Origin of the sequence: Chitinophaga sp. (genome assembly GCF_035538455.1) — a bacterium.
Lineage (GTDB): Bacteria > Bacteroidota > Bacteroidia > Chitinophagales > Chitinophagaceae > Chitinophaga.
Genome location: NZ_DATLKJ010000019.1, coordinates 1 through 26,917 on the forward strand (window position 1 = coordinate 1; position 26,917 = coordinate 26,917).

At 49.6% G+C, this 26,917-nt stretch carries 23 protein-coding genes; 10 read left to right on the forward strand and 13 right to left on the reverse strand.

The genetic code is table 11. The annotated features are described in order from the left end of the window. Both VM802_RS01690 and VM802_RS01695 read right to left on the reverse strand, forming a co-directional pair. Positions 1 to 1,416: DUF1549 domain-containing protein (locus tag VM802_RS01690; RefSeq protein ID WP_325527296.1), on the reverse strand; the 1,416-nt coding region annotated here is incomplete at its 3' end. Positions 1,417 to 1,820: 404 nt separating this feature from the next. Continuing rightward, positions 1,821 to 2,015 carry a hypothetical protein gene (locus VM802_RS01695; protein WP_325527298.1) on the reverse strand — a complete coding sequence of 65 codons (195 nt, stop codon included), beginning with the start codon at positions 2,013 to 2,015 and terminating at the stop codon, positions 1,821 to 1,823. A gap of 175 nt (positions 2,016 to 2,190) precedes the next feature. Between VM802_RS01695 and VM802_RS01700 the strand changes: the two genes are divergently transcribed. From VM802_RS01700 to VM802_RS01735, 8 genes are all read left to right on the forward strand, one after another. Continuing rightward, positions 2,191 to 2,853 carry an ArsR/SmtB family transcription factor gene (locus tag VM802_RS01700; protein WP_325527300.1) on the forward strand — a complete coding sequence of 221 codons (663 nt, stop codon included), beginning with the start codon at positions 2,191 to 2,193 and terminating at the stop codon, positions 2,851 to 2,853. Between the two features lie 24 nt (positions 2,854 to 2,877). After that, positions 2,878 to 3,987 (forward strand): MBL fold metallo-hydrolase, encoded by a 1,110-nt coding sequence (locus VM802_RS01705; RefSeq protein WP_325527302.1) that lies wholly within the window; start codon positions 2,878 to 2,880, stop codon positions 3,985 to 3,987. 21 nt (positions 3,988 to 4,008) lie between these two features. Continuing rightward, positions 4,009 to 5,238 (forward strand): MFS transporter, encoded by a 1,230-nt coding sequence (locus tag VM802_RS01710; protein WP_325527304.1) that lies wholly within the window; start codon positions 4,009 to 4,011, stop codon positions 5,236 to 5,238. 246 nt (positions 5,239 to 5,484) lie between these two features. Next, the gene (locus VM802_RS01715; protein WP_325527306.1) at positions 5,485 to 7,158 is read left to right on the forward strand and encodes a ribulokinase; all 1,674 of its coding nucleotides are present in this window, start codon (positions 5,485 to 5,487) and stop codon (positions 7,156 to 7,158) included. A 7-nt stretch (positions 7,159 to 7,165) separates the two neighbouring features. Beyond that, positions 7,166 to 7,864, forward strand: coding sequence for an L-ribulose-5-phosphate 4-epimerase AraD (gene araD / locus VM802_RS01720; protein ID WP_325527308.1), 699 nt, complete (start codon positions 7,166 to 7,168; stop codon positions 7,862 to 7,864). Further along, positions 7,824 to 9,350 (forward strand): L-arabinose isomerase, encoded by a 1,527-nt coding sequence (gene araA / locus VM802_RS01725; RefSeq protein WP_325527310.1) that lies wholly within the window; start codon positions 7,824 to 7,826, stop codon positions 9,348 to 9,350. The genes araD and araA overlap by 41 nt, the downstream gene beginning before the upstream one ends. 24 nt (positions 9,351 to 9,374) lie before the next feature. Further along, complete coding sequence (locus tag VM802_RS01730; RefSeq protein WP_325527312.1) at positions 9,375 to 11,057, forward strand: sodium:solute symporter family transporter; 1,683 nt, start codon at positions 9,375 to 9,377, stop codon at positions 11,055 to 11,057. 41 nt (positions 11,058 to 11,098) lie between these two features. After that, the gene (locus VM802_RS01735) at positions 11,099 to 11,794 is read left to right on the forward strand and encodes an NUDIX hydrolase (RefSeq protein WP_325527314.1); all 696 of its coding nucleotides are present in this window, start codon (positions 11,099 to 11,101) and stop codon (positions 11,792 to 11,794) included. Positions 11,795 to 11,797: 3 nt separating this feature from the next. Here VM802_RS01735 and VM802_RS01740 read toward each other — a convergent pair whose 3' ends face one another. After that, positions 11,798 to 14,152 (reverse strand): beta-L-arabinofuranosidase domain-containing protein, encoded by a 2,355-nt coding sequence (locus VM802_RS01740; RefSeq protein WP_325527316.1) that lies wholly within the window; start codon positions 14,150 to 14,152, stop codon positions 11,798 to 11,800. Positions 14,153 to 14,345: 193 nt separating this feature from the next. Between VM802_RS01740 and VM802_RS01745 the strand changes: the two genes are divergently transcribed. Further along, positions 14,346 to 16,292, forward strand: a complete 1,947-nt coding sequence (locus VM802_RS01745; RefSeq protein ID WP_325527318.1) for a glycoside hydrolase family 127 protein — start codon at positions 14,346 to 14,348, stop codon at positions 16,290 to 16,292. A gap of 28 nt (positions 16,293 to 16,320) precedes the next feature. Here VM802_RS01745 and VM802_RS01750 read toward each other — a convergent pair whose 3' ends face one another. The 10 genes from VM802_RS01750 to VM802_RS01795 form a co-directional block, all read right to left on the reverse strand. Beyond that, positions 16,321 to 18,039, reverse strand: coding sequence for an ABC transporter ATP-binding protein (locus VM802_RS01750; RefSeq protein WP_325527320.1), 1,719 nt, complete (start codon positions 18,037 to 18,039; stop codon positions 16,321 to 16,323). 18 nt (positions 18,040 to 18,057) lie between these two features. Next, positions 18,058 to 19,680, reverse strand: a complete 1,623-nt coding sequence (locus tag VM802_RS01755; protein ID WP_325527322.1) for a FlmE/OhkG family radical SAM/SPASM peptide maturase — start codon at positions 19,678 to 19,680, stop codon at positions 18,058 to 18,060. After that, a complete protein-coding gene (locus VM802_RS01760) occupies positions 19,601 to 19,774 on the reverse strand; it encodes a hypothetical protein (RefSeq protein WP_325527324.1) in 174 nt (57 codons plus the stop codon). The genes VM802_RS01755 and VM802_RS01760 overlap by 80 nt, the downstream gene beginning before the upstream one ends. Positions 19,775 to 19,916: 142 nt before the next feature. Continuing rightward, the gene (locus VM802_RS01765; RefSeq protein WP_325527326.1) at positions 19,917 to 20,096 is read right to left on the reverse strand and encodes a hypothetical protein; all 180 of its coding nucleotides are present in this window, start codon (positions 20,094 to 20,096) and stop codon (positions 19,917 to 19,919) included. Between the two features lie 143 nt (positions 20,097 to 20,239). Next, on the reverse strand, positions 20,240 to 20,413 hold the full coding sequence (locus VM802_RS01770; protein ID WP_325527328.1) for a hypothetical protein: 174 nt from the start codon (positions 20,411 to 20,413) through the stop codon (positions 20,240 to 20,242). Positions 20,414 to 20,550: 137 nt separating this feature from the next. Next, on the reverse strand, positions 20,551 to 20,724 hold the full coding sequence (locus VM802_RS01775) for a hypothetical protein (protein ID WP_325527330.1): 174 nt from the start codon (positions 20,722 to 20,724) through the stop codon (positions 20,551 to 20,553). Between the two features lie 134 nt (positions 20,725 to 20,858). After that, on the reverse strand, positions 20,859 to 21,032 hold the full coding sequence (locus tag VM802_RS01780; RefSeq protein WP_325527332.1) for a hypothetical protein: 174 nt from the start codon (positions 21,030 to 21,032) through the stop codon (positions 20,859 to 20,861). 199 nt (positions 21,033 to 21,231) lie between these two features. Continuing rightward, the gene (locus VM802_RS01785) at positions 21,232 to 21,411 is read right to left on the reverse strand and encodes a hypothetical protein (RefSeq protein WP_325527334.1); all 180 of its coding nucleotides are present in this window, start codon (positions 21,409 to 21,411) and stop codon (positions 21,232 to 21,234) included. Between the two features lie 26 nt (positions 21,412 to 21,437). Beyond that, positions 21,438 to 23,450: a S41 family peptidase gene (locus tag VM802_RS01790; RefSeq protein ID WP_325527336.1), complete on the reverse strand. Its 2,013-nt coding sequence runs from the start codon at positions 23,448 to 23,450 to the stop codon at positions 21,438 to 21,440. Between the two features lie 26 nt (positions 23,451 to 23,476). After that, complete coding sequence (locus tag VM802_RS01795) at positions 23,477 to 24,379, reverse strand: peptide arginase family protein (protein ID WP_325527339.1); 903 nt, start codon at positions 24,377 to 24,379, stop codon at positions 23,477 to 23,479. A gap of 754 nt (positions 24,380 to 25,133) precedes the next feature. Between VM802_RS01795 and VM802_RS01800 the strand changes: the two genes are divergently transcribed. Continuing rightward, positions 25,134 to 26,917 (forward strand): outer membrane beta-barrel protein (locus VM802_RS01800; protein ID WP_325527341.1); only part of this gene is annotated, 1,784 nt, incomplete at its 3' end.

Consider the following 26,917-nt stretch of genomic DNA (forward strand, 5'->3'; position numbering starts at 1 on the left):
CAGTGGATTCTTCTGGTCAAACAACCATCCGGCCAAACCCAGCCTGTTGGAAGGGTACAGGGCGGTGCTGAATGGGAGAACAGCGTGTGGTGTACCTGGTGTCACTTCAATGGTGGGGTTGTCGTAGTTACCACGGCCAAGTACGTACGTTTTGCGCGTAGTATCTCTTTCTCCCATCACAGATACGATCAGTTTGTTTGTATCCTGTTTGTTGATGAAGCGTAGTACGCCGTTAAGGTCTTCACGCGTGATCTCCATATACGGTTTCTTGGCATATGTTTCAGCGCCCCCCACTACTGATTCCAGGCCTACTTCCTTTACATTGTTGAAAAAGGCAAACAGTTCATAATATTCTTTCTGTGAGAAAGGGTCATATTTATGATCGTGACAGTGGGCGCATTCAATGGTAATACCCAGCATGCTTTTACCGAATGTGTTGGTCCGGTCAGTGACATATTCTGTGCGGTATTCTTCATCTATTACGCCGCCTTCTTCCGTTATTTTATGATTGCGGTTGAAGCCTGATGCCAGCAGCTGTTCGCGGGAGGCATTGGGTATCATATCGCCGGCAAGTTGCCAGGTGATAAAGTCTTTATAGGAGAGGTTGTTGTTGAAGGCATGGATAACCCAGTCGCGCCAGGGCCACATGCTGCGGTAGTTGTCGTCCTGGTAGCCGTGTGAATCGGCATAGCGGGCAATGTCCATCCAGTGAACGGCCATTTTCTCACCATAGGCGCTGTCTTGCAGCAGTTCGTCCACCATGTGTTCATAGCCTTTGTCGGTGGTATCTTTTGCGAAGCGCTCCATTCTGTCAGGAGACGGGGGCAGGCCGGTAAGGTCCAGGCAGAGGCGCTTGAGCAGCCGCTCATGATCCGCAGTGGGATTGGGCGACAGGCCTTTGCTTTTCATCTGCGTGAAAGTGAACCGGTCAATTTCATTGCGTGCCCACTTTTGATCTTCCACTTGTGGCAATGATGGTGTGGAAGGTGTTACAAAAGCCCAGTGAGGTTTATACTTCGCACCCTGTTTGATCCACTTTTCAATCAGCCTGACCTCGAAGGCGCTGAGCGTCATGTTGGTGGAAGGGGGAGGCATGCGCATGGAAGTGTCTGTGGTGCTGATCCGCTGGTATACGGCGGATGCCAGCGGGTTGCCAGGTACCAGCGCATGTGCGCCGGGTGTTTCTTTCAACGCTTTATAGGCGCTGTCTGCAATGTCCAGGCGGAGGCCGGCCTCGCGTTTGTTGGCGTCGGGACCATGACAGGCAAAGCAGCGGTCTGACAGAATGGGCCTGATGTGGAAATTGTAATCCACGGTGTCGGGCATTACTTCAGCTGTTTGCTCCTGTACATGCCCATTGCAGGCGGAAAAAATGACTAAGATGCCGAAGGAGGCAATTACATAACGATGGAACATAAATACGTGCTTTGTTCACTAAATAAGATCGCGTACCGTCTATAGATATTGGCTGTTAATACTATTGTGCAACGCTATCAGTCATACTATTTTGTTGTTGGCTGATATTTTATTCACCTCACTCGTTGATCCCCACTTCTCTGATTATGTTCTTATGTTCGAACATATTTGTAAATATAGGATTTAGCAGAATAATTCAAATAGAAATTTGATAAATGGTCGGGGCGGTTTCAAAAAAATATGCAGGATCGCGGTCATGCGTCCCTGCATATTATGGCAGTCCTTTCTGCCGGAAGATAAAGATCTTACCTTTAAAAGATTACATCTACACAAGACGACGTGATCGTTCTTCCCGCAGATACAAAGTCATCAAAGGTAAATGCAGAGAGAATATTAAATGGTGATCAGATGGAATAAAGACAACAAAGGCCGGTAAAGGGGTTATAGTCTACATTTGAACATTGAAGATTATGGTCACAGAGCGACCGGCAGTTAAGATAGGTAGCGTTTGTGCAATAAAGAATGATAGACCTTCCGCCTCTAACGGCCATCAGCTGGCTCCTGGTTAATGCTTTGCCCGGTATTTCATTTCTTTCCATATTGGTAGATTTTAAGGATGCAGAAAAAATGTAAGAACAGATAAAGTTACACTTAGGGTTTGTTACCAGATTGCGGTACCAGCGCTAATTCGGACAACTTTTACCATTTCATTCAATAAATTTATTGAATGATTGAATGAGGTTACTTACCTTTGCGGTACAAATCTGAAATGGTATGCAAAAAAGGGAATTCAAAGACCAGGTTTATACCATATTGGCACAGCTGGTAAAAGCAATGGCCAACGCTCACCGCCTGGAAATTATTGACCTGCTCAGCCAGGGAGAACGGTCTGTAGAAGAAATAGCCAATGAAACCCATATGTCTGTGGCAAATGCTTCCCAGCACCTGCAGATGCTCAAACAATCCAACTTATTGCAGATACGCCGGGAGGGTAAGTTTATTTACTACCGGCTGGCAAACACCAATGTGCTCCGGTTATGGAAAGACCTGCGCGCCATAGGTATGGACAGCTTTGCAGAAATAGGCAGGCTGGTGAAAGATTACAGAGGCGCAAAGAACAGCCTGGATGCAGTAAACCTGGAAGAGCTGGTGACGCGGATGGAGTCAAGGAATGTTGTATTGCTCGACGTAAGACCGGAGCAGGAGTTCGAAGCCGGCCATATTCCAAAGGCCATCAACATCCCGGTGGACCAACTGGCCACGCGCTTGCAGGAACTGAGCAAGTCCAAACAATACATTGCCTATTGCCGTGGGATCTTTTGCGTATTTGCAGATGAAGCGGTGCAGTTGCTTTCCGCCAAAGGGTACAAAGCCAGAAGGCTGGAGGAGGGGTACCCGGATTGGAAGCTGAAATTCGCGGCGAAAGATATTCTATAAAAATACTAATTAAATGATTGTCATATGGACGCTTCAAACAACACGATCAGTGTCGGTACGCTAAGAGAATGGATGGAAAACCAGGAACGGGTTTTCATACTGGATGTACGTCCCGCGGCCGAAAGGGAAGAGTGGCAGATTCCAGGCAGCCATCACATTGACGCTTACAAACGTCTTCGTGAGGGAGACTACACAGTACTGGATGAAATAGTGATCCCGGAAGGCCATAAGGTGGTAACAGTATGCGCCGCTGGCAGAACGAGTGTCATCGCATCCAATGCGCTAAGGCAAAAAGGAATACCTGCCTATTCGCTCGAGGGCGGCATGAAAGCGTGGGGTACTGCGTGGAATGTTGCTCACCGGCAGTTTAACGGGTTCGAAGTATTACAACTCCGGCGCACCGGCAAAGGTTGTTTATCGTACATCATTGCTTCGGCTAAAGAAGCTGTTATTATTGATGCTTCACTTCCGCTGGAAGTATACCAGCAACTGGTACGGCAATACGGTCTTTCCATAAAATATGTGATGGAGACGCATATACATGCGGATCATTTGTCGAGATCCAGAGAAGCAGCTGCCTTATTTCAGGCGCCGTTGTTCCTGCCTGCGTCCTGCAAAGTACAGTTTGCTTTTAACGGTATCACAGCGGATACTGTCTTTCATGTAGGAAGTATAAAACTGCATACGATTCTTACGCCCGGGCATACTTTAGACAGCTTAAGTTTTTATGTGGAAGATGAAATAGTACTGACAGGAGATACCCTGTTTACCAATGGGGTGGGGCGGCCTGATCTGAAAGCCAGTGAAGAGGAAAGCAGGCAGAAAGCGACGCTGCTTTATCAATCGTTAGGAAAGCTGCTTTCTTTACCTGATAAGGTTGCCATACTTCCGGCACATACGGACAAGCCGGTGGCATTTGATGGCGTCATGATCAGTGTTACCATCGGGGAAACGAGGAAACATATTCCTTTACTGCAAGGTACCGAAGCGCATTTCATTAACACGCTGTTGCAGAAAATACCACCCACGCCAGCCAACTATTTATCCATTGTAGAGAAGAACCTGAAAGGAGAACCTGCTGACGATAATGCCACCGACCTCGAAGCAGGGGCCAACCGGTGCGCCGTTTCTTAAATAAACTTTCGTACACAAATCATGAAGCACGTAGCGCTGGGGTTGAGAGAGAATTGGAAACAATTTACCCTGCTGGTCATTATCAACGCTTTTGTTGGCGGTATGGTGGGATTGGAGAGAAGTATCCTGCCGCAGATAGCGGAAGCTGAATTTTCTATTGCGGCTAAAACAGCCATACTTTCCTTTATCATCGTTTTCGGTATCGTGAAGGCTTTGACCAATTACTTTACCGGCGCGCTAGCCAACAAGGTAGGGCGTAAGAATCTGCTGGTGATCGGATGGATCATTGGCATTCCCGTCCCCTTCATCCTGATGTTTGCAGGCAGCTGGAACTGGATCATTGCGGCGAACGTGCTGCTGGGTGTCAACCAGGGACTTACCTGGAGCAGTACGGTAGTAATGAAGATCGACCTGGTGGGAGAGAAGCAGCGCGGCTTTGCAATGGGACTGAACGAATTTGCCGGCTACCTGTCGGTAGCCATTGTTGCTTTTCTTACCGGATGGATAGCAGCCCGGTATGGTTTACGCCCATATCCCTTTTATTTGGGCATTGTATTATCGGTAGCGGGATTACTGGGCAGCTGGCTGCTGGTGAAGGATACCCGGCATCACGTAGCCGCGGAAACCGCTACCAGCAACATTCCCCGGCTACGGCACGTATTCCGGGAAACAACATGGGAAAATAATAACCTGGGCGCCGTTACCCAGGCAGGGCTCATCAACAACCTGAATGACGGTATGGCCTGGGGAATATTTCCCATTCTCCTGGCATCCAAAGGATTTACACTGGAGCAGGTTGGCGTGGTAACGTCTGTCTATCCCGCCGTCTGGGGGCTCGGACAATTATTCACCGGGAAAATGGCCGACCATTTCAGCAAGAAAAACCTGCTGTTTACCGGTATGCTGATGCAGGGCATTGCGTTGATTTTTTTCCTGTATGCTGCTACAATGTGGCATTACATAGTGCTCTCCGTTATTTTAGGCGCAGGCACTGCAATTGTCTATCCTACTTTTCTGGCTACTGTTGCTGAGAACACACATCCGGCCGACCGTGCGGGCAGCCTGGGCGTGTTCCGTCTCTGGCGGGATGCAGGATATGCCATCGGCGCCATCCTCACCGGCCTGATTGCCGATACACTGGGTATTAACGCTGCTGTGGCGGTTATAGGCGTACTTACCATCAGTTCTGCACTGGTCATTCTTATGCGCATGAAACGCACTCCGCGTACCGTTCCGGAAAAGATAGCCTGACAGCCTGCCTTTTTTGTATGATTCCTTTCTTTCGCCCCGGATAAAAAATATTTCTTGTTTTAATTGTGTAATTGACAATTATTTTGTTCTTTTGAATCCACACGATGGATACTGTTACCGGAAGATCAATTCCGCCACGTTATGAGAACAAACTCCTTCGCGTTCAGGTCAGACAGCTAAGGGCATATTCACATGCCCCTGGCATTTATATGACCGTTTATAATAAGTGTCAATTTTACAATAATAATGAGTGCTTCTTATGTAATAGGAGTGGACTTCGGTACAGATTCTGTCCGGTCCATCATCGCCGATGTGCGTAACGGGGATGAGATAGCCTCCGCCGTATTTTACTATCCACGCTGGAGAGACGGGCTGTATTGCAATGCGGCGCTCAGCCGCTTCCGGCAGCACCCGCTGGATTATATAGAAGGCCTGGAAGCCACCATCCGGCAATGCGTAAAGAAGGCCGGTAGCACCGTAGCCGCCGGCATCCGTGCTATCTCTGTAGATACAACCGGCTCTACGCCCGTGGCTGTCGATGAAACAGGCACGCCGCTGGCGCTGACACCAGCCTTCCGGGATAATCCCAATGCCATGTTTGTACTGTGGAAAGATCACACAGCATTAAAGGAGGCTGCCGTCATCAACGCCACTGCCGCCTCTTTTGGCGGCAACTACCTGCGCTTCGTGGGCGGCGTCTATTCTTCTGAATGGTTCTGGGCAAAACTACTGCATGTACTTCGTATGGACGCCGCCGTTAGAGAGGCTACTTATTCCTGGGTCGAACATTGCGACTGGATACCCTTCCTGCTGTCCGGCGGAACGCATGTGAGCCAGCTGAAACGCGGCATCTGCAGCGCAGGCCATAAAGCCCTGTTCGCAAAGGAATTCGGCGGTCTGCCCCCCGATGCTTTCTTCACCGCCATCGATCCGTTGCTGCAAGGATTCACCCATCGACTCTTTACAAGAACATATACCGCCAACGAGGCCGCTGGTCTTCTCTGCCCGGAATGGGCAGAAAGACTGGGCCTTTCCACCAGCGTAGTGATTGGCTCCGGCGCTTTTGATGCGCACATGGGCGCCGTAGGCGGACAAATCGAACCTTATTATCTCAGTAAGGTAATGGGTACCTCCACCTGCGACATGCTCGTGGCGCCCATGGAGGAAATGGAGCGTAAGCTGGTGAAAGGGATATGCGGACAGGTACCGGGTTCTGTTATTCCCGGTATGATGGGCATGGAAGCCGGCCAGTCTGCTTTCGGGGATGCCTACGCCTGGTTCAGCAACATACTGGCCTGGCCGTTGGAACAGTTGCTGCTTACCTCACCGCTGCTGGAGCCGGGGCTCGCCACACAGCTCATCCAGGAATGCAGCGCGCGGATGATTACGGAATTGTCTGTGCAGGCCGCGCAACTGGAACCGGAGCCCATGAGCGAACTGGGCACCGACTGGCTTAACGGTCGCCGCACACCGGATGCAGACCAGTCGCTCCGCGCTGCGCTCACAGGCCTCAACCTCGCTACAGACGCCCCCCGTATTTTCAGGGCCGTGGCAGAATCTACCTGTTTCGGCGCCAGAGCTATTGTAGACCGCTTTAAGCGGGAAGGCGTGCCGGTAAAAGGCTTGATCGGTATCGGCGGGGTAGCCAGGAAATCGCCCTTTATCATGCAGCTGATGGCAGACGTCATGAATATGCCGATCCGCATTCACCGCTCAGAACAGACCTGCGCACTGGGCGCCGCCATGTTCGCCGCCACCGCCGCCGGTATTTTCAGCAGGGTGGAAGACGCGATGGACTGCATGGGGACTGGCTTTGAACGCACCTTTCAACCGGATAAACAACGGATAGGTATATACGAAAACAGGTACCGGCATTACACAGCATTGGGCGCTTTTACTGCCGCCTTCAACACAGACTGATCTTTCTATGGAGCAATACAAACATATCAGGCAGGCCGCCTACGAGGCGAATATGCAGCTGCCGGCATTGGGGCTCGTGATCTTCACCTTCGGCAATGTCAGCGCAGCAGATCATCAGCTGGGCGTGTTTGCCATCGAGCCCAGCGGTGTCCCTTATGGGGAGTTGTCGCCGGAGAAAATGGTCATCGTGGACTTTGATGGCAAAGTGGTGGATGGCCGGCTGCGGCCCTCTTCCGATACACCCACCCATGCGGTGCTGTACCGGCACTGGGAACAGGCAGGCGGTATTGTGCATACGCATTCCACCTACGCAACAGCATGGGCGCAGAGTCAGCGCGATATTCCCATCTATGGCACCACCCATGCAGACCACAACACCGTGGATATTCCCTGCGCGCCGCCCATGAACGATGAAATGATCGCCGGTGATTATGAATACCAGACCGGTTTCCAGATCATGGACACACTGACGCAACGCGGATTGTCATATCTCGAAATTGAAATGATACTCGTAGGCAATCACGCCCCCTTCACCTGGGGCGCTACTCCCGCCAAAGCAGTATATAACAGCGCCGTACTGGAATCGCTGGCGCAGATGGCTCATCTGACAGAATCGATCAACGGCAATGCACCACGACTGAAAGCATCGCTGGTGAAGAAACACTATGAACGCAAACATGGACCTGGTTCCTATTACGGACAATAAACAGCATATTATGATCAACCTGAAAGCACTTGAGATATGGTTTGTAACCGGTAGTCAGCACCTATACGGAGAAGCGGTGCTGCAGCAGGTGGCCGCACATAGCCGGGAGATAGCCGAAAGCCTGAACCGGGACCCACGTATACCCGTTACCGTTGTATATAAACCAACCGTGAAAACACCGGAAGAAATCTACGCCATTTGCATGGAGGCGAATGCCGCTCCGAATTGTATCGGAATCGTGACATGGATGCATACCTTCTCGCCCGCGAAGATGTGGATACGTGGCCTGAAAGCATTGTCCAGGCCCATTTGCCACCTGCACACACAATATAACCGCGATATTCCCTGGAAAGAAATCGATATGGACTTCATGAACCTGAACCAGAGCGCCCACGGTGACCGGGAGTTCGGATTTATGATGAGCCGTATGCGTATCAACCGCAAAGTAATCACCGGTCACTGGCAAGACATCGGTGTACTACAGGAACTGGGCGCATGGGCGCGTGCCGCTGCAGGCTGGCACGACTGGCAGGGCGCGCGCCTTGTGCGTTTCGGGGATAACATGCGCTACGTTGCCGTTACGGATGGCGACAAGGTAGAAGCAGAATCACAGTTCGGCTTCTCCGTGAACACGCATGGCATCGGAGACCTCGTAGCCATGATCCGTGATATACCGGATAAAGCCGTGACAGCGCTCGTAAAAGAGTATGCAGACAGCTACCGTATTACCTCATCACTGCTGAAAGATCCTGCGCTGAAGGATGCCGCCAGGATAGAACTGGGCCTGAAAGCATTCCTCGAAGCGGGCCGCTATAAGGGGTTCTCAGATACTTTCGAAGATCTGCACGGCATGGTGCAGTTACCCGGTATCTCAGTCCAGCGATTGATGAAGGCCGGTTATGGATTTGCCGGAGAGGGCGATTGGAAAACGGCTGCCCTCGTGAGAGCCATGAAAGTAATGGGCAGCGGCCTACCCGGCGGCAGCTCCTTTATGGAAGACTATACCTATCATTTTGATCCCGCTAATCCTATGGTGCTGGGCTCACATATGCTGGAGATCTGTGAATCCATTGCTGACGGACAACCATCCTGCGAGAAGCATCCGCTGGGAATTGGCGGCAAAGCAGATCCGGTAAGGCTGATCTTCAACAGCGCGGCGGGACCAGCCATCAATGCATCCCTGGTGGATATGGGGCATCGTTTCCGTTTGCTGGTGAATGAAGTGGAAGCAGTAACGCCGCCTGCGGACCTGCCCAGGCTGCCCGTGGCCCGCGTGTTATGGGAGCCGTGGCCTGACATGAAAACAGGCTGTACTGCCTGGATACTGGCTGGCGGCGCACATCATACCTGTTACAGTCAGCAGCTCACCGCTGATCACCTTGAAGACTTCGCCGATATAGCAGGGATAGAACTTGCACGTATCGATAAGCATACCAACCTACGCCAGTTCCGCAATGAATTACGCTGGAATGACGCCTGCTATTAAACGCCAACTGCAAAATATTCCCTTATGAAAAACATGATCACTACTGGTGATATGGCTGTTTTCTTCACCTATTTCGTCATCGTAACCGTATACGGCTATTGGGTATACCGGCGGAAGAAGAAGACGGCTACAGATACCAAGGACTTTTTTCTGGCAGAAGGATCACTCACCTGGTGGGCGATCGGCGCATCGCTTATTGCGTCGAATATCTCTGCGGAGCAGTTCATCGGGATGAGTGGCGACGGATATTTCGTTGGCATTGCGGTAGCGGCGTATGAATGGATCGCTGCTGTGGCACTGATCATCATTGCAGTATGGTTTATACCGGTGTACCTGAAGAATCGTATCTACACGATGCCGCAGTTCCTGAAAACGCGCTACAACGAAACGGTGGCGCTGATCATGGCGGTGTTCTGGTTGTTTCTGTATGTGTTTGTCAACCTTACTTCCATCCTTTACCTCGGCGCACTGGCCATCAATGGTTTGCTGGGCGGTGAATACCTGCATGCTGTAATGATTGCCCTGTCTGTATTTGCGGTGATCATTACTTTGGGTGGCATGAAGGTGATCGGTTATACAGATGTAGTGCAGGTGGGCGTGCTGATCATCGGCGGACTCGCTACCACTTACATGGCGCTGACGCTGGTTAGCGAAAGCTTTGGGCTGGGGCATAGCGCTCTCGCGGGTTTTAACGCATTGCTGAAAGACGCGCCGGACCACTTCCACATGATCCTGCAAAAACCAGACGCAGCTTCTTCACAGGAATATATCAATAAATACCTGGTACTGCCAGGGATACTCATGTATGCCGCGGGGCAGTGGATTGTGAACCTGAACTACTGGGGATGCAACCAGTATATTACACAACGTGCGCTGGGCGCCGATCTCAAGACTGCGCGCCACGGTATCCTCTTTGCGGCGCTGCTCAAATTAATGATGCCGGTGATCGTTATGCTGCCGGGGATTGCCGCCTATGTGCTGCAAAAGAATGGACATCTGCCCGGACTTAGCAGCAAAGACGGTGCTTATGCAGCGATCCTGGGATTCCTGCCCGCCGGGCTGAAAGGGCTATCTATTGCGGCACTCACCGCCGCTATCGTGGCGTCGCTGGCAGGTAAGGCAAACAGTATCTCCACAATCTTCACGCTTGATATCTATCATCGTTATATCAACAAAGCCGCATCGGAGAAAAAACTGGTATGGACCGGCCGCCTTGTGGTGATCATCGCGATGGTGCTGGCCATCCTTTTCACCTGGAGGGATCTGCTGGGGATAGGAGGAGAAGGCGGTTTCACTTTTATCCAGAAGTATACCGGCTTTATCAGTCCCGGCGTATTTGCCATGTTCCTGCTGGGGATGTTCTGGAAACGTACTACCGGCGCGGCCGCCATCGCGGGCGTGGTGACAGGCTTTACACTCTGCGTGTTCTTCAACCAGTTTGCCGTAACGGTATTCGGACATGAAACATTACTTTATACCGCTTATCCCAATGGCAAAGGCGGATATGAAATACCATTTCTTATCTGCATGGGACTGGCATTTATGTTCACTATGATCATCATGGTGCTGGTAAGCCTGACTGGTCCTAAAGTAAGTCCGCGCGCATTTGCGCTGGATGCTTCGATGTTCAGGGTAAGCCCGGCTGCTATAGTATTAATCGTGACAATATTGCTGATACTCTCTGCCCTGTATATACGCTTCTGGTAATTATCCTGTTAATTAGTATTTTTATCAGCTAATTCACAGTTATGAAGAGATATTCGCAGGAGACGAGAATGTTATTTGCCGTTGATTGTATCATTTTCGGATTCGACGGACAGGAGCTGAAACTATTACTGATACAGCGGGGCTTTGAGCCTTGCAAAGGCCAGTGGAGCCTGGTGGGAGGATTTGTGCAGCCGGAGGAAAGTGCGGAGGGAGCGGCTGGCAGGATACTGAAAAACCTGACCGGTCTTGATGGCATCTATATGGAACAGCTGCATACTTTCAGCGCCCCGGCACGCGATAGCGTAGAGCGCACGGTGTCCGTTGCATATACCGCCCTGATCGATATTAAACAATACAAGCAGCCGCTGAACAATGATTACCATGCTGTATGGTTTCCCATTAACCATCATCCCCAGCTTATCTTTGATCACAATGAAATGGTAGGTCTTGCCAAGAAACAGCTGCGTTACAAGGCTGCCCTGCACCCTTTGCTGCTGGAACTGTTGCCGGGTAAATTCACGATCCCGCAGCTGCAGCAGCTGTACGAATCCGTTTACAACACGACATTCGATAAAGGCAACTTCAGCAGGAAGATACTGTCTACCAAACTGCTGGTAAAACTCCAGGACAAAGACAAGCTCAATTCCAGAAAGGGCGCTTTCTATTACAGGATAGACCGTAAAAAGTATAACGCTAACTTTAATACTGTCCTGAACCTGGTGCCGGCTGGCAGCTGACAGCTACTCCGTCACTATTCTGCATCCATACAATGGTCCTGCGCTGTTGCCTGCTTTGGGAACGAAGCGTACCGTAACGTGCTGTTTCCCTTTCGTAAGATTTTCCGGAATAGTATAAGGGATGTGATAGAATTTGCTCTGCTTATATTGATTGATATCTGCTGTGGCGATGATCACATCATCTATGAAGATGTCGAAGGTTCTGTCGCGGTTATCCATTCCCCAATATGTACACTGTAATGAATGGTGACTACCGGGGGATACTTTCATCGTGAAAGAAAAATGGCCTCCCGGTCCGGCCATACGCCATTTACCGCCATGCGCCCCTTCGGTGCTCACCTGCTCGCCCGTAAATGCATGATCACGCTCAGGCTGCATTTCGCCGGGGCGGAATATATCAATGGTGCGTGCATCCAGCTCCTGTTGTTTTCTTTTCTCTGCGGTATATACTGCCTGTTGCTGTTTCCAGCTGCCAGGGGTAAATACATCCCAGTATACTGTATAGTGCTCATTGCGTACTTCGTTGAAGGGAATGAGCGTAACGTCATGCGGCTGCGCTGTACCGTTGGTACGGAATACGAGCTGTTGATTATCCGTGCGCTTAAGCCAGGAGGCCGGTTGCATATCTGCTGTTACAATTACCGGTACGCCGTTTACCGGGTCGGGCTCCTTTTCACCCAGTGTGCCTGCCAGTAATACAGGACCATAAAAGAATGCTTGCCTGGCTGTATTATCCGGCATGGTTGCGGTATATACTGTTGCCGGCAAAGTAAGTGTAATACGGTCGCCGTTATGCCAGTTACGTTCAATTACCAGATAGTCGCTGCTATCGGTAGTGAGCCGCTGTGCCGTGCCATTGACCTGTAAGGCAACACCAGTACCTACCCAGGCGGGCTTACGGATGCGCAAGACGAACGATGCCGGTGTGGGAGTGCTAACGGTAAAGGTTACACGATTTCCCGCCGGAATGTTACCTTCCTGTTTTAAGAGGATGCCTTTTTCATGCCAGTCCAGTACGGAAGGGATGAACAGGTTGACATAAAGGCTTCCGTCTTTCCCGCGATAGTAAATACTTTCACCGTATTTCACATGGTTCTCCATACCAGACCCTACGCAACAGGTGAAGGTCTCATACTCGTTGCTGAACTCTTTGCGGCCACCCATACGTAACGGTACAAAGTAGCACATCATACCGCTTTCATGATCCTGCGACGCGAGGATATGATTGTAAAGCGCCCGTTCGTAATAATCCATCAGCCTTGCCTGCGGCGACAGGGCAAACAGATGCCGTGTCAGCTTCAGCATATTATAGGTATTACAGGTTTCGGTGGTGTTGTCTGTCAACGCATCGTTCAGTTGCCTTGCCGCCCCGAAATATTCGTAGTTACTGTTGCCGCCGTTAACATAGGAATGATCACGGATAACGGTTTCCCAGAAGAATTGAGCGATGGCCTCATCTTTGGTATCCTGCGTAAGTTCATAACGGCGAACAGCAGCGATGACCTTCGGTATCTGTGTATTGGCATGTTTACCGGGAAGAATATCCCGGCCTGCAGCGAGGGAATCAAGAACGCGTCTGTCATAAAAACGGCGGGAGAGGGCGAGATATTTTTCATCTCCACTGAGCGCATAGACATTCGCGAGCGTTTCAGCCATGCCGCCATATTCGCAGATCAGCATCTGTTGCATCTGCGCTTCCGTAAGCCGGCTTACTTCATCTGCTGTCCAGTCTGCGAACGCCTTTCCGGCTTTCCATGCCTGCGCATTGTTGCAGTAGAGCCACGCATCCAGCAACCCTGCCATAATCTTATGTACCGTATACCAGGGTGACCAGCCGCCATTGAGATCGAAGCCGCGGGAACGGATATTGCCCGCCGCCACTTCTGCCCATAGTTTCATATCATTAGGGAAGGCGCCAACGTATCCGCTGCGGCGACTTTCCTGACATTGTACCAGTTCATTCACCAGGTAGCTCACCCGGTTGAGATAGGCTGTATCCTTTGTTGCAGCGTAATACATAGCACAGGCCGATAAATAGTGCCCCATCGTATGACCGGCAAGGCCGCCGGTTTCCCAGCCGCTGTATTGCAGCCCTTTTGCCGGGAGCCCCGCGTTGATGCGGAATGCTGCCAGCAGCCGGTCCGGATCTATTTTTAACAGATAACGGGCATCCGCCTGCATAGCGGTTTTGAAGGGACTGTTCAGTAACGTTACTGCTTCCAGTGGAAACGGGTAGGCGCGAATGTCCGGCACCGGCTGTACGCTCATCTTTTCATCCTGCCATAGAGGAACATACGATTGGGCGCATAACAGCTGACAGCCCATCAGGGCAAGGCTTAGAATAATCCGTCTTTTCATCTGTTTGGTTGTTGACATAAAACTAATAGCCGCACTTTCTCAATATTTAGCAGTTATTCACTGATAATGCACGGATATTAGTCGATTTGTATCTTTTACTTGTCAGAATGACACTTAAATGTAATTTCAGTAATAATTGTTTATTTGACAATTAATATTTATTATTTTGAAGTAGATAAAAATGAAGAAAGATATGCGATCATCCTGGAGAAAGACGGTCCTGGCAGTAGCCGGCATGTTATACTGCTATATGGCGGCAACGGCACAGCTGCAGCGGGATTACCCGATAAAGCCGGTTGCGTTTACGCGGGTAAAGGTAACGGACCAGTTTTGGGCGCCGAAGATCCGCACCAATATAAATGTTACCATCCCCTATACATTGGAACAATGTAAGAAAACCGGCCGGATCGATAATTTTCTGCGTGCCGCGGGAAAGCTACCAGGTGATCGGCTTACAGCTTTACCATTTGACGATACTGATCTGTATAAGATCATAGAAGGCGCATCCTATGGACTACAGGTGCATCCAGACCCCGTGCTGGAACGTTATCTTGATACGTTGATAGGCATCATCGGCGCCGCGCAGGAGAAAGATGGTTACCTGTATACTTTCCGTACTGTAAAGGCAGCGAAGCCGCATGAGTGGATCGGGGTCAGGAGGTGGGAGAAGGAAGAAGACCTCAGTCATGAGTTGTACAATGCAGGCCATCTCTTTGAAGCTGCATCGGCGCATTTCCAGGCCACCGGCAAGAGATCACTGCTGAACATTGCCACGAAGAATGCAGATCTGCTGGTACATGTCTTCGGACCAGGAAAGGATTCGGTATTCCCCGGACACCAGATTGTGGAAACAGGATTGACGCGCCTGTACCGTGTTACGGGCCGGCAGGAATACCTTACCCTCGCAAAATTTTTCCTGGATGTACGTGGCCCCGGCACACAATATAGTCAGGAGTATAACCAGTCACACAAGAAAGTAACAGACCAGCATGAGGCCGTAGGGCACGCGGTACGCGCTGCCTATATGTATACCGGCATGGCCGATGTGGCGGCACTTACCGGCGACCGCCAGTATATAAAAGCCATCGATGATATATGGGAAGATGTGGTATACCGCAAACTATATATTACCGGCGGTATCGGCGCTACCGGTGAAGGGGAGGCTTTTGGCGCCGCCTATGATCTTCCGAATATGTCGGCGTATGCAGAGACCTGCGCAGCTATCGCCAGCGTATACTGGAACAGCCGCATGTTCCTGCTGCATGGTGATGCAAAATATATCGATGTGCTGGAACGCACACTGTACAACGGTTTGCTCTCAGGGGTCTCCCTGAGTGGCGACCGGTTCTTCTATCCAAATCCGCTGGCTTCTGCGGGAAAGTATGAACGGAGTGCATGGTTTGGCTGTGCATGCTGCATCTCTAACATGACACGTTTTCTCCCTTCCATGCCTGGTTACATCTATGCGCAGCAGGATGATAACCTGTACGTGAACCTGTTTGCCGGAGATACGGCAGACATACAGCTGAAATCCGGAAGCGTGGAAGTTGTGCAGCAAACGAGCTACCCCTGGGATGGAAAAGATGAGCTGACGCTCAATCCTGCCAGACCACTGCATTTCACGCTGCGGGTGCGTATTCCCGGTTGGGCGGTGAACCACCCGGTGCCCGGCAATCTTTATTTTGAAGATGACAGCACACCGGTAAATATCCCGGTAACGTTGAATGGAAAACCCCTGAAATATGCCATTGAAAAAGGATATGCGGTGATCAGCCGCTTGTGGAAGAAAGGGGATAAGGTCATGATCACGTTTCCTATGGAGGTGAAGAAGGTACTGGCAGCAGCGCCGGTGAAGGCTGATCAGGACCGGTTCGCATTGGAGCGCGGTCCGCTGATGTTCTGCCTGGAAGGCCCGGACAATCAGGGTCTTGTGCAGCGTATTACGGTAGATAAACAGACGAACGTATTGTCCGTCTTTAATCCGCAGTTGCTCGGCGGTGTGATGACGCTGCAGATGCAAGGCACGGCAGCAAGCCGGCAGCAGCCGGTAACGGCTATACCGTATTATGCATGGGCCAACCGCGGCCCTGCGGAGATGTTGGTATGGATACCTTTCCGGCCATTACCTTTGGAGCAGTGATCACTGCTTCATGAAACCGGAAGTAATATCATACGGCCACGCCCTGCTCCTGCGACTCCAGCTGCCCTCTGAAGAGCTGCCAGAAATGACCTCTGCGTGCGCACAGCTCTTTATAACTGCCACGCTCCACAATACGGCCCTGGTGCATGCAGAAGATCTCATCCACATTCATCACCGTGATCGTGCTGACACGGTGCGTGATCAGTAACGTGATCTTCCCTTCATAATATCCTGCTATATTATCAAACAGATTTTTCTCACTGATACCATCCATCGCGGAAGTGGATTCATCGAGGATAAATATTTCCGCACGTTTCAGCAGCGCGCGCGCAATAGCGATCTGCTGTTTCTGGCCACCAGACAGGCTGATGCTGTTATCGTTCTTCATCTGTATCCCCACGGCTCTCACGGCGTCTGCCACCATATCTTCCGGGCAGTCTTCATGACCGTAGCGCACATTTTCCAGCACCGATTCGTGAAACAGATGACATTCCTGGCTTACCACTGCCACGCGGTCCATCCAGGTATAAGGATTGATAATGGAAAGTGGCTGGCCATTCACTTTAACAACGCCCTCTATTGGTTGGTAAAACTGACAGATGAGATCCGCGAGCGTACTTTTACCGCAGCCGCTTTCACCTACCAGCGCATACCGGCGGCCCGCCTCCAGGTGCAGGGAGATATCTTCCAGCACTGGTATATCATTATAGCGGAAATGCACATGCTCCATCGTGAGTGCGGAAATGGGCTGATCATACCCCTTCTTCCGCGCTGCAAAAAGCGCCGCCTGCGAGGGCTGATCCAGTACCTCCGAGATCCTGTTCATAGACACGGACGCTCTCACAATATCTCCGTGCAGGCTGAACATATCTGTGGCCGGGCTGTACAGCCGCATAAGGTACTGCATGAAAGCTACCAGCGCACCCGTGGTCATACCTGAAAACAATACCTCGCGGCCGCCCCACCACAACACAATCACTGGTCCCAGTGCAATGAAGAACGTGAGGATGTTGCGGTTGAGCGATACGTATACCGTATTCTCCAGCGTGGTACGGATAAGGCTATACGATTTCCCGGTGAGCCTGTTCTCTTCATGGTCCTGCATATTGAAACTCTTTATCAGCCGGACATTCCGGAAGGATTCTGAAAAATAACCCAGCATGTCTGATTCATTACGGCGCCATTTCTCTACCGTCTTCCTGATCCGTGGGGTAAACCAGGCCATGGTAAGGAAGATGAAGGGAAACACAGCAGCAGAGAGCAGGAACAATTTGTAGTTCAGCCAGCACAACGCCACTATCAGGCCGATGATGGTGATAACGTTGTTCAATGTTCTCAGCATACTGTTTGTCAGTATATGCTGAATATTATCTACCTCATTGTTGATCTTGTAAACAATATCCCCGGTTTTGTTATGCAGGTAATACTGCATCGGCATATGGATGAACTGCCGGAACAGGTCCTGCCTGATGTCCATTACCACATGTGTGCTGACCCACGTATACAGGTAGTCAGAGAAGAAGGACGCCGCAATCCTGGCAATGTATATCAACACCAGGATCACCAACACCTGCACCAGCAGGTGATAGTTGTGGGTCGGGAAGGCCTCGTCAATAATTACTTTCAGTATATAGGGCGATGCCAACCCTCCCACGCTGCCTATGAGCATCAGCAGCAACAGCAGTACTTCCTTCTTCCAGTAACCTTTCAGGTAAGACAAAAACCTGCGCAGTATTTTCCATGTCATAGCCGTATGTCTCCGTTGTTATTTGTTGGTGTGCCCGTCGTTCACTTTCTCTGTGCTGAAAGGTGCAGCCATCAGTTCAGGTTGCCTCCTCATCATCAGGTATTGTGTTTTCAGGCTTTCGGGCAGCTTAGCCTTCCAGTAGGAGCACACCGGCTTGCCTTCTTTGATGGCATCAAAGGCGCAGGGCAGTTTGTCGCATACCGGCAGTATCTGGCAGTTGCTGCAGATGTTGTTCAGCGCTATTTTGTCGTACGCTTCAAATTTGGAAAACAACTCCGGCTTGAATCCTTCAGAAACGTGATGTATATGATTACTGGCATCGTGGATCGTTTCCCAGCATTTCTGCACATATCCCTGCGGATCTATCACGATGTTGTAAGGCGATACCCAGGTGCCGCAGTCTTCCTGTAATGCCGGCAGCGTCCATTGGAGCCTGGCCTGCGGCTGACCATTGTCAGTTGCCCATGCATTATAAAGGCCCAGTTGTTTGATCCGGAATGATTGCAGTTCATCGAAGAACTGTTCATTGGTAAGATAATCACTGGCCACGTTATCGGTGATCTCTGCATAGGGCCTGAGCCAGGAGGGGGCAAAATGTACAGACCTGAAGTGCTGGGGCCAGATACCGAAGTTGTAGAAGTCGTTGAAGAACTCATCCCACCTGCGGGCGATCTCCTTGTCCACATTCACACGGATGGTAATATCCATACCTTCCGGCGCCAGCGCAATATTTGAGAGGATCTTTTTATAGTTTTCGCCCTTCATGTTTTTCAGCGGGCGTTTTTTATTATGGGTTTCTTCGGGTCCGTCGATGGTGATCTGCAGATGATCCACACGGTTTTCTTTCAGCAGCGTCCAGGTTTTTTCAGTGAGCAGCAAGCCGTTGGTGATGATGTTGGCGCTGTAGTCCATGCCGTATTTTTCACAGAATGCAAAGAACCGCGGACTGAGCTTTTCAATGGCGCCGGCGTTGATCAGCGGTTCGCCGCCGTACCATACGATGAGGAGGGATTGCCATTTCTTAACAGGCGCTTTGGCCACAATATCTTCGAGGTAAGCAACGATAGCTTCAATGTTGTCGTCGCTGCGGAGCGATTTGTTGGGCTTCTCAAACTCAAAACAGTAGGGGCATCCCATGTTACAGGTAATGGTGGTGCCGATGGTAAGACAGATACTCGATACTTCTTTGTCGTGCAGTCTTTTCTTGCCATTCCTGTAATTGTCGATGAAGTTCTGCCTTTCCGGCTCGCTGATATCAGTGATATATTCATGCTGGTGAAGATAGGAGAGGAAGGGATTGTCATTCACTTCATCTTCAGTGAGCTGTCTGCCGCCGTTGATGATGTCTGACAAAAGGCCGCCTTCACCGTCGCTCAGTACTTCCAGTCCGCCGCTGAGGGTGTTGTATAAAAGCCATTGCTGTTCTTCTTCTACCGGTACCAGCACATTATAGAAATTGGATTTGAAGTATTGCATAGTATCTGTATTAATTGCTTTCAGGAATACCGCTACCAGGTATTTATGCAGGCTGTGCCTGCACTGCCTGGTAGCGGATGTAAAATTAGAAGAGGATGTCTTCGCTGCTGCCGATGCTGCTGTTGCTTCTTCCGCAGGAGTCTCTCGTAGTGCAGCCTGATTCACTTTCGTTAGGTTCTTGTAACGGCGCGCGTTGGCTCACCTGAGGTTTGATGAGCTGCTGTTGGTCGTTTCTGGTGAGTTCTTTCACTTCTTTCATAACTGATGATTTTAACGATTAACGCCTACTCTGTTGTACGGTTTTCGGCATGCCCGTTTTATCTGCAGAATAAGTTAGGGCAAGGGATACAGGAATAACCAGGCTCCCCCCATGAGCGTCAGGGAGCCTGGAATGAGGGGGATCAGAAAAGAATGTCTTCACTACCGCCGATGCTGCTATTGCTCTTGCCGCACACATTTCTTGTCTGGCATTCGCCTGGTTCTGTTTCTACAGGCTGCTCAAGAGGCATGAATTGTTCGCCTTTGGCAGGGCGGATCAGCTGCTGGCGCTGATTGTCTTTCAGGAATACTACTTCTTTCATGGCTGAAGTTTTAAGCGGTGAATGCCTACTCTGTTATACGGTTTTCGGCTAACCCGTTTATCTGCAGAAATATTAGAACCCGTATCCGGAATCTGCTCAGCAGATCCCCCCGGATGGAACCGGAGAGATCTGCAGGTAAGTGCTTAGAAGAGGATGTCTTCGCTGCCGCCAATGCTGCTGTTGCTCTGGCCGCAGACATTCCTGGTCTGGCAGTCTCCTGGCTCAACCTGGGGTTGGTCCACAATAAGATCTGCTGCCTGCGGTTTGATCAGCTGCTGACGCTGAGTGTCTTTCAGAAATACTTTGGGTTCTTTCATGGTGTGAGATTTATAAGTAATGCCTACTCTTTTTCCGGTTTTCGGCTATCCCGTTTCTGCAGAATGATATGTAAACCCGTATACTGAATCCGGTCAGCAGATCTCTCCGGAAACCAGAGAGATCTGTAGCAGAATGCTTAGAACAGGATGTCTTCGCTGCCGCCAATGTTGCTGTTGCTCTGGCCGCATACATTCCTGCTGGTGCAATCTCCAGGCTCAACCTGAGGTTGCTCCGTAATAAGATTGGCCGCCTGTGGTTTGATCAGCTGTTGGTGCTGGCTGTCTTTCAGGAATACTTTGGGTTCTTTCATGGTGTGAGATTTACAAGTTATGCCTACTCTTTTTTGACGGTTTTCGGCTGACCCGTATCTGCAGAATCATATGGAGTACTTTCGTATACCTGCCAGTAAAAAACGGGCCTCCGCGGAGGCCCGGGAAACGGAGATCAGAAGAGGATATCTTCACTTCCGCCAATGCTGCTGTTGCTCGCGCCGCATACATCTCTTGAAGCGCAGGGATTTTCTACAGGATCAATGGTAGGAGTGGTGTGCTCGCTCTTTGCAGGGATAATCAGCTGCTGACGCTGTCCCTCTTTCAGAAATACTTTTGACTCTTTCATGGTCTGTATTTTTTTGAGGATAATGCCTACTCTGTTCTGACGGTTTTCGGCTGGCCCGTTTATCTGCAGAATATCATTAGGTGACATCATTACGTATACCCGTCAGGGTTATCCACGACCCCGGGGTAGAATTTCGTATTTCGTATGCCTGTAAGAGTTACCCGGACCTCTTGTAAGTGGTCCGGGTAATAAACCGGGATCAGAAAAGAATGTCTTCACTGCCGCCGATGCTGCTGTTACTTTTGCCGCAAACGTCCCTGGAAGAGCAAGGTGCAGTTTCACCTGGTTCTTCAAGTGTTGGTAACAGCGCTTCGCTTTTTTTAGGGCTGATGAGCTGCTGATGCTGATCGTTTTTCAGAAATACTTTAGGTTCTTTCATGGCTTAAAAGTTTAAGCGGTTAATGCCTACTCTTTTCTACGGTTTTCGGCTATACCCGTTTTATCTGCAGACAAATATCTGATGGCTTCTGTAAGCACTTTATCCTTGTAAGGGCGGAGATCCTCCACACGGCTGATCTTCACGGTTTCGTCAGGTTGTATGCCGTGGGTTTCTATTACATCTTCCGGCGTTTTGTAACAGGTCTTCCTTTCAATGCCATTTGTATGTACAATAATGCCGGAAGGGAAGATGATGTCATACTTGGATGCTACCGTCCCAACAGTGGAAGAGGTAGCCATGAACCGCGTATGACCACGCTGCTGCATCGCCCGGATGAATGTCTCCGATGCGCAGGCCGTTACGGCATCTCCCAGCAGCACCACCGGTAAAGCAGACGGGAGTTGATAGGCTTGCTGTGGCAGTATAGTAGCCGGCTCCGGCTTGCTACCGCCAGTGAGGTAACGGAAATAATCTGCCGGCTGATCGATAAACACAGAGAATAACTGCATCGCTGTCAGCAGCTCACCGCCGCCGTTGCCCCGCAGATCAATAACCAGTGCAGCCGCTTGTTTGAATTCCTGCAGGTGATTGATGAACTGAAGATATACCGAAGGTTCCCAGGCATTGATCCTGAAATAAGCCACATTACCGGGATAACTGCGGTATTCACACTGCACCGCCCTGAAATTCCCCGGTACGCTGAATTTCCGGTCGTAATGAAGCGCTGCCTGCTCCGTATATCCCTCTCCGTTATGTCGTACCGACAGTATACACGAATCATTGGCACCCCTGTCAAGCATAGACGAAACAATCAGGCTCCTCTTTACCGGTGTCACCGGGCTGTTGCCGTACCTCGCCCGTGCGATGCTGTCAAATACCGCATTGGCAGGCTTCCCATTGATCGTAAGTACTTCATCGTTAAGGTGTATATGATAGGCCGTAGTATCAAAATTGGCGGCAATGTAATAGCTGTTGTTGATGTCGATCAGTCTGACCGGGCTCTTGACAGCCGTTTCGGCAGGCACCGGGCATTCTCCCTTGCTGGTCTTCTCTATATAAAAGTGCATGTCGTTAAATTTCGACCGCACAAATTCCGTAGTGGCATCTACCAGTGAACAGTAAGTGTTGCCGGCTTCACGGCTGAAGATAGCATTCAGCTCCTGCTGTGCATCTGCTTTCGACAACCTGCGCTCCGCATAAAACGGATAGTTGTTCAGGCAGGAGGTTAGCACTTTCTGTAGCAACGCTCTGTCCTGCAGATCATACTTGTTATCATCAGTGGGCCGGATATAGATCTTTGAAGGAATGCTGCTGCCATTCAGCTCATCCGGCAATACATGAAAGAAATCGCTTTGCAGCGGCAACGCGGCGGCTGATTTATGCGTAAGTGCAGGCTGCGCCAGATCTTTGAAGAACGGATGTGTAACAGGTTCCTCCATGCGCACCTGGTTGCCAATGACAAAACCACCGATTACGAACTTCCACTCCGGCGCGCCTTTCGCAGGTACTACTGAAACGAGAAGCTGATCTGTAGCAGGAGCCTGCTCACCTGCCGGAGAAGCATCCCATTTGACAACAGGCGTTGTAACTGGCAGCTGATAGCCCTGAAATTCAGCCTGGAAGCTCTTCCTGAACCATTGCTTACGTTGCGCGCTGTAGAAGTATACGCTGTAGCGCTGGATGTTGCTGGTGTAGAAGCGTTGTGCAGCTACCAGCATATTCTGCCCGAAAACCGTCTGACGGTCCAGCTGCCTGTACAATACAGGCACCTCGTCTTTGTCTGTCTGTGGTAACACGGCATTCGCGGGAAGGGGATAAGGTTTGCTGCAATCGACAGTTTGCCTGATGCTATTGAGATTATCGAAATAAAAGTATTCAGGAAAAGCGCGTTCCCCGCTTTTAGGCAAGCTCTTATCCGTGTTGATGTCGTATGCGGTATCAGTGATAGCGGTCCTGTAATAGACTGCTTTCCATTGCGCATGCACACAAACAGGAAAAAGGATGAGCAGAAAGGCGTGTAGCCAGTTAGTTTTTCTCATATGGATTCAGTATATGCTGGAAATATTCAGATAGTATGGAACGGAACCACCTTCACAGGATAAATTTTATCAAGTTCACCCACCAGTGTATTCTCAATGAACTCCCACTGGTCAGCCGGCGTATAGCCACTGTGCCGCGATCTGCAAATGTTGATCAGCTGTGGGACAATCTCTTTTCGCTGCAGTTCAGATATAAACAGATCGATCCTTTTCCGTATGGTGTCTTCATCCACGTAGGTGGACTCCAGGTATATTTCATCGTAGTCGTTGATGATGAAGTAGTGCCGGTCATCTTTCTTGTCTGCCGATATTCTCGTGAAGTGGTAATTCAGCATGTGGTAAGGATTGCTTACATATTCATCATATTGCTCCTTGCTTACCTCAATGGAAAGTGTGTGCTGCTTGTACGGGTTGCCCGCACAGGAGAAGAAGTCAAGGTCTATGTCCAGTATAGTGTCAGGCATAGCCGGCATTTCGTTTGTATGTGCCCGTGAGAATACGAAACGCTGTGCCCGTACGGATTCCAGCGTCTCCTGCTGCCCTTCGTCTGCAGGCATCGGTGCAATGATCAGTTTTTTCCCGTCATCATTGAACGACCGGATATACATCTCCACATCCTTGCCGGTAGAACCATTGTGTTCCTGCTTTACCCAGCATATGCGGTTAATAAGACCCCTGACAATGGCGGCGCTGAGAAAGGTGTCTATCCGCAACTCCGCATAAGTGTATCTGCGGACAGCCTCCAGATCGCCGTTCAGGTGATAGATAGGATGTTTGAACCGGCCGGCCGACATATCGGAGTGCTCATCTACATGCAATAGTGAATTGCCGGTAGGCGCGATCAGCTGTTGCCTGGCAGCATAGCTCCATACATAGAATGCTTCGTGATGTTCTTCAACGGTGATAAGCGGTATTGATTTCTGATCCATACACGGGTTAATTCCAGGTTCGTAAACAGATTCATAAAACACAATGCAATACAATACAATACAATACAATACAATACAATGCCTTCCTTCAGCTGCGCACACGGCAATGAAAGGTGGCGTTGATGGCAATATAGATACTGGATCAAAGTTATATGACAGTCATAACTGAGCTACCAGTGGAATACGTAATAAAAATTCACCCACTCCGGAAATTTTTATAACAGCATTGACAGACTTGTGGGAATACGGGTTTACTTGATTACAGGATTTTTACAGGTAAAACCGGGTTACAGATTTTAGACTATCGTAAAACAAAACTATCGCTGGGTTCTTTGGTTATTTTAATTGTCGTTAACTACCAAGGCTTTAGGGTAATTCATTATTTGACCATTGATTTCAAATATACAGAAATAATATTTCCATACTCTTTTTTTTTATTTTTTTATTTCGTCAATTTTCTTTTCCTTTAAATAGACAGTGCAGGAGAATAATATTTGCGGCGATGTGAGATAATGTACCGGTGTTCTGTAATAGGCTATAGTACAGTGATACAGCCAATGATAACAGATATTATTTTTACAACTTGCTCACGTTATGTAGTCACTTTATTTTGAGAAGAATTTGTTTTTTGAATGAGGTATTTTTGAAAATAAGATGAAGCAATAATTTATCAAGCAGCCAATTGCAGACCTGAGAGTTAAATAAATTCCCGTATTTTTAATGTGCTAACAACAAAGTTATAACCCGTTATTGCATGAAGATCCTAAGACTATCTTATTTTGTTCCCTTACTGTTTTTATATGCCTATGCAGCTGCACAGGAGAGGCCTGACTCTGGTATGAAGCCTACCAATCTCAAAGAAGTAAAGGTAACCGGACGAAAGCCGCAGATAGAAATCAAGAAGGAAAAGGTAATCTTCCATGTAAACAATACCGTGAATGCTACCGGCTTCAATGCATTTGATCTGCTGAAGAAACTCCCCGGCGTGGTAGTCGACAATCAGAACAATATCCTGCTGAAAGGAACCGGTGGCGTGAAAGTAATGATCAATAACAAACTGGTGCAGTTAAGCCGCAGAGAGCTGGTTACCATGTTAAAGTCTATGTCATCTACGCAGGTAGAGGATATTGAAGTAATTAGTAATCCTTCCGCAAAGTATGACGCGGCCGGCACCGGCGGACTGATCAACATCAACACCCGCAAGTATGATAAATATGGACTGAACGGAAGTCTCTCCACCACATTCACCTACGGCCTCACACCCAAATATAATAATGACCTGTCGTTGAATTACGGCAACAGCCGCCTCAACACATACCTGAATGTAAGTGCTGCTAACGAACAATATAACCGTAAGCTCACTTCCGAACGTACCATCACACGGGCCGATAAAAGCAGCATCTACTACAATGATAACATGAACGGCGATGATAAAACCGATGCCTACTCCATCAGAACCGGCCTGGATTATATTGTCAGCAAGAAAAGCACGATAGGGGCCATGTTCAACGGAGGTATCTCCCACGACCGGTCCGATGCACTTACCTTCACCTCCATCGGGAAGAATGCCGACAAAATCGACTCATTCCTGTACTCCGGCGTGAACGAGGAAACCAACAGTAAGAACTTTGCTGCCAATCTCAACTACCGCTACAAAGACACGTCCGGTACTTCCTTTTCAACCGACCTGGATTTTGTGAAATTCAACTATGACGATAATACCCTCCAGCCTAATACATTTTATACTACCGATAATAAAAAGATCCGCGACGAAGACATCCGCATTAAATCATCTTCCGACATCAATATCTTTGCCTTCAAAGCCGATTATTCAAGGAAACTCTTCCGCGGAACATTTGAAGCAGGATGGAAAAGCAGCCTGGTAAAATCTACCAACGACTTCAGCTTTTTCAATGTGCAGAAAGGCGTGGACCTGATGGATACTGCACAAACTAACCGCTTCGACTATACGGAGAATATAAACGCCGCGTATGTCAACTATAGCCGTACCTACAGCCGGTTTGCATGGCAGGCAGGCGTAAGGGTAGAGCAGACCTATGCCAGAGGCGTACTGATACCCTTGCGGAGCAGCGTGAAAACAGAGAATGAAAGAACCTATGTGGACGTTTTTCCCTCGGCTACCATTTCTTATGATCTTGATAAGAAGAACTCATTTGCACTGTTTTACAGCCGCCGCATAGACCGGCCGAACTATCAATACCTGAATCCGTTTGAAAAGAGACTTACCATCCTGGTATATGATAAGGGAGATCCTTTCCTGGTACCACAGTACACAGACAAGGTAAGCCTCATGCATGTGTTCAATAAGTTCCTGACCAGCAGCCTCAATTACTCTTACACCAGCAACCTGCTCAACCAGGTGATAGATACTGTAGACGGTTCAAAGATCGTATATCAACGGGCCAACCTCGGCGCACAACGGCGCTTTTCATTTGACATCTCCGGCTCCTGGCCAATACTCAAATGGTGGAACGCCTATGCTACACTCAACTTCTACAACAACAACCTGAAGGGCCA

Excerpts from the sequence above, each read along its gene's own strand:
- VM802_RS01760 (WP_325527324.1), bottom strand. The coding sequence starts at position 19,774 with ATGAAAGAAGTGAAAGAACTCACCAGAAACGACCAACAGCAGCTCATC.
- VM802_RS01765 (WP_325527326.1), bottom strand. The coding sequence starts at position 20,096 with ATGAAAGAAGTAGTATTCCTGAAAGACAATCAGCGCCAGCAGCTGATC.
- araA (WP_325527310.1), top strand. The coding sequence starts at position 7,824 with ATGAACGCAAACATGGACCTGGTTCCTATTACGGACAATAAACAGCAT.
- VM802_RS01785 (WP_325527334.1), bottom strand. The coding sequence starts at position 21,411 with ATGAAAGAACCTAAAGTATTTCTGAAAAACGATCAGCATCAGCAGCTC.
- VM802_RS01795 (WP_325527339.1), bottom strand. The coding sequence starts at position 24,379 with ATGGATCAGAAATCAATACCGCTTATCACCGTTGAAGAACATCACGAA.
- VM802_RS01775 (WP_325527330.1), bottom strand. The coding sequence starts at position 20,724 with ATGAAAGAACCCAAAGTATTCCTGAAAGACAGCCAGCACCAACAGCTG.
- VM802_RS01710 (WP_325527304.1), top strand. The coding sequence starts at position 4,009 with ATGAAGCACGTAGCGCTGGGGTTGAGAGAGAATTGGAAACAATTTACC.
- VM802_RS01730 (WP_325527312.1), top strand. The coding sequence starts at position 9,375 with ATGAAAAACATGATCACTACTGGTGATATGGCTGTTTTCTTCACCTAT.
- VM802_RS01745 (WP_325527318.1), top strand. The coding sequence starts at position 14,346 with ATGCGATCATCCTGGAGAAAGACGGTCCTGGCAGTAGCCGGCATGTTA.
- VM802_RS01700 (WP_325527300.1), top strand. The coding sequence starts at position 2,191 with ATGCAAAAAAGGGAATTCAAAGACCAGGTTTATACCATATTGGCACAG.
- VM802_RS01750 (WP_325527320.1), bottom strand. The coding sequence starts at position 18,039 with ATGACATGGAAAATACTGCGCAGGTTTTTGTCTTACCTGAAAGGTTAC.
- VM802_RS01770 (WP_325527328.1), bottom strand. The coding sequence starts at position 20,413 with ATGAAAGAACCCAAAGTATTTCTGAAAGACACTCAGCGTCAGCAGCTG.
- VM802_RS01715 (WP_325527306.1), top strand. The coding sequence starts at position 5,485 with ATGAGTGCTTCTTATGTAATAGGAGTGGACTTCGGTACAGATTCTGTC.
- VM802_RS01695 (WP_325527298.1), bottom strand. The coding sequence starts at position 2,015 with ATGGAAAGAAATGAAATACCGGGCAAAGCATTAACCAGGAGCCAGCTG.
- araD (WP_325527308.1), top strand. The coding sequence starts at position 7,166 with ATGGAGCAATACAAACATATCAGGCAGGCCGCCTACGAGGCGAATATG.
- VM802_RS01735 (WP_325527314.1), top strand. The coding sequence starts at position 11,099 with ATGAAGAGATATTCGCAGGAGACGAGAATGTTATTTGCCGTTGATTGT.
- VM802_RS01740 (WP_325527316.1), bottom strand. The coding sequence starts at position 14,152 with ATGAAAAGACGGATTATTCTAAGCCTTGCCCTGATGGGCTGTCAGCTG.
- VM802_RS01705 (WP_325527302.1), top strand. The coding sequence starts at position 2,878 with ATGGACGCTTCAAACAACACGATCAGTGTCGGTACGCTAAGAGAATGG.
- VM802_RS01780 (WP_325527332.1), bottom strand. The coding sequence starts at position 21,032 with ATGAAAGAGTCAAAAGTATTTCTGAAAGAGGGACAGCGTCAGCAGCTG.
- VM802_RS01790 (WP_325527336.1), bottom strand. The coding sequence starts at position 23,450 with ATGAGAAAAACTAACTGGCTACACGCCTTTCTGCTCATCCTTTTTCCT.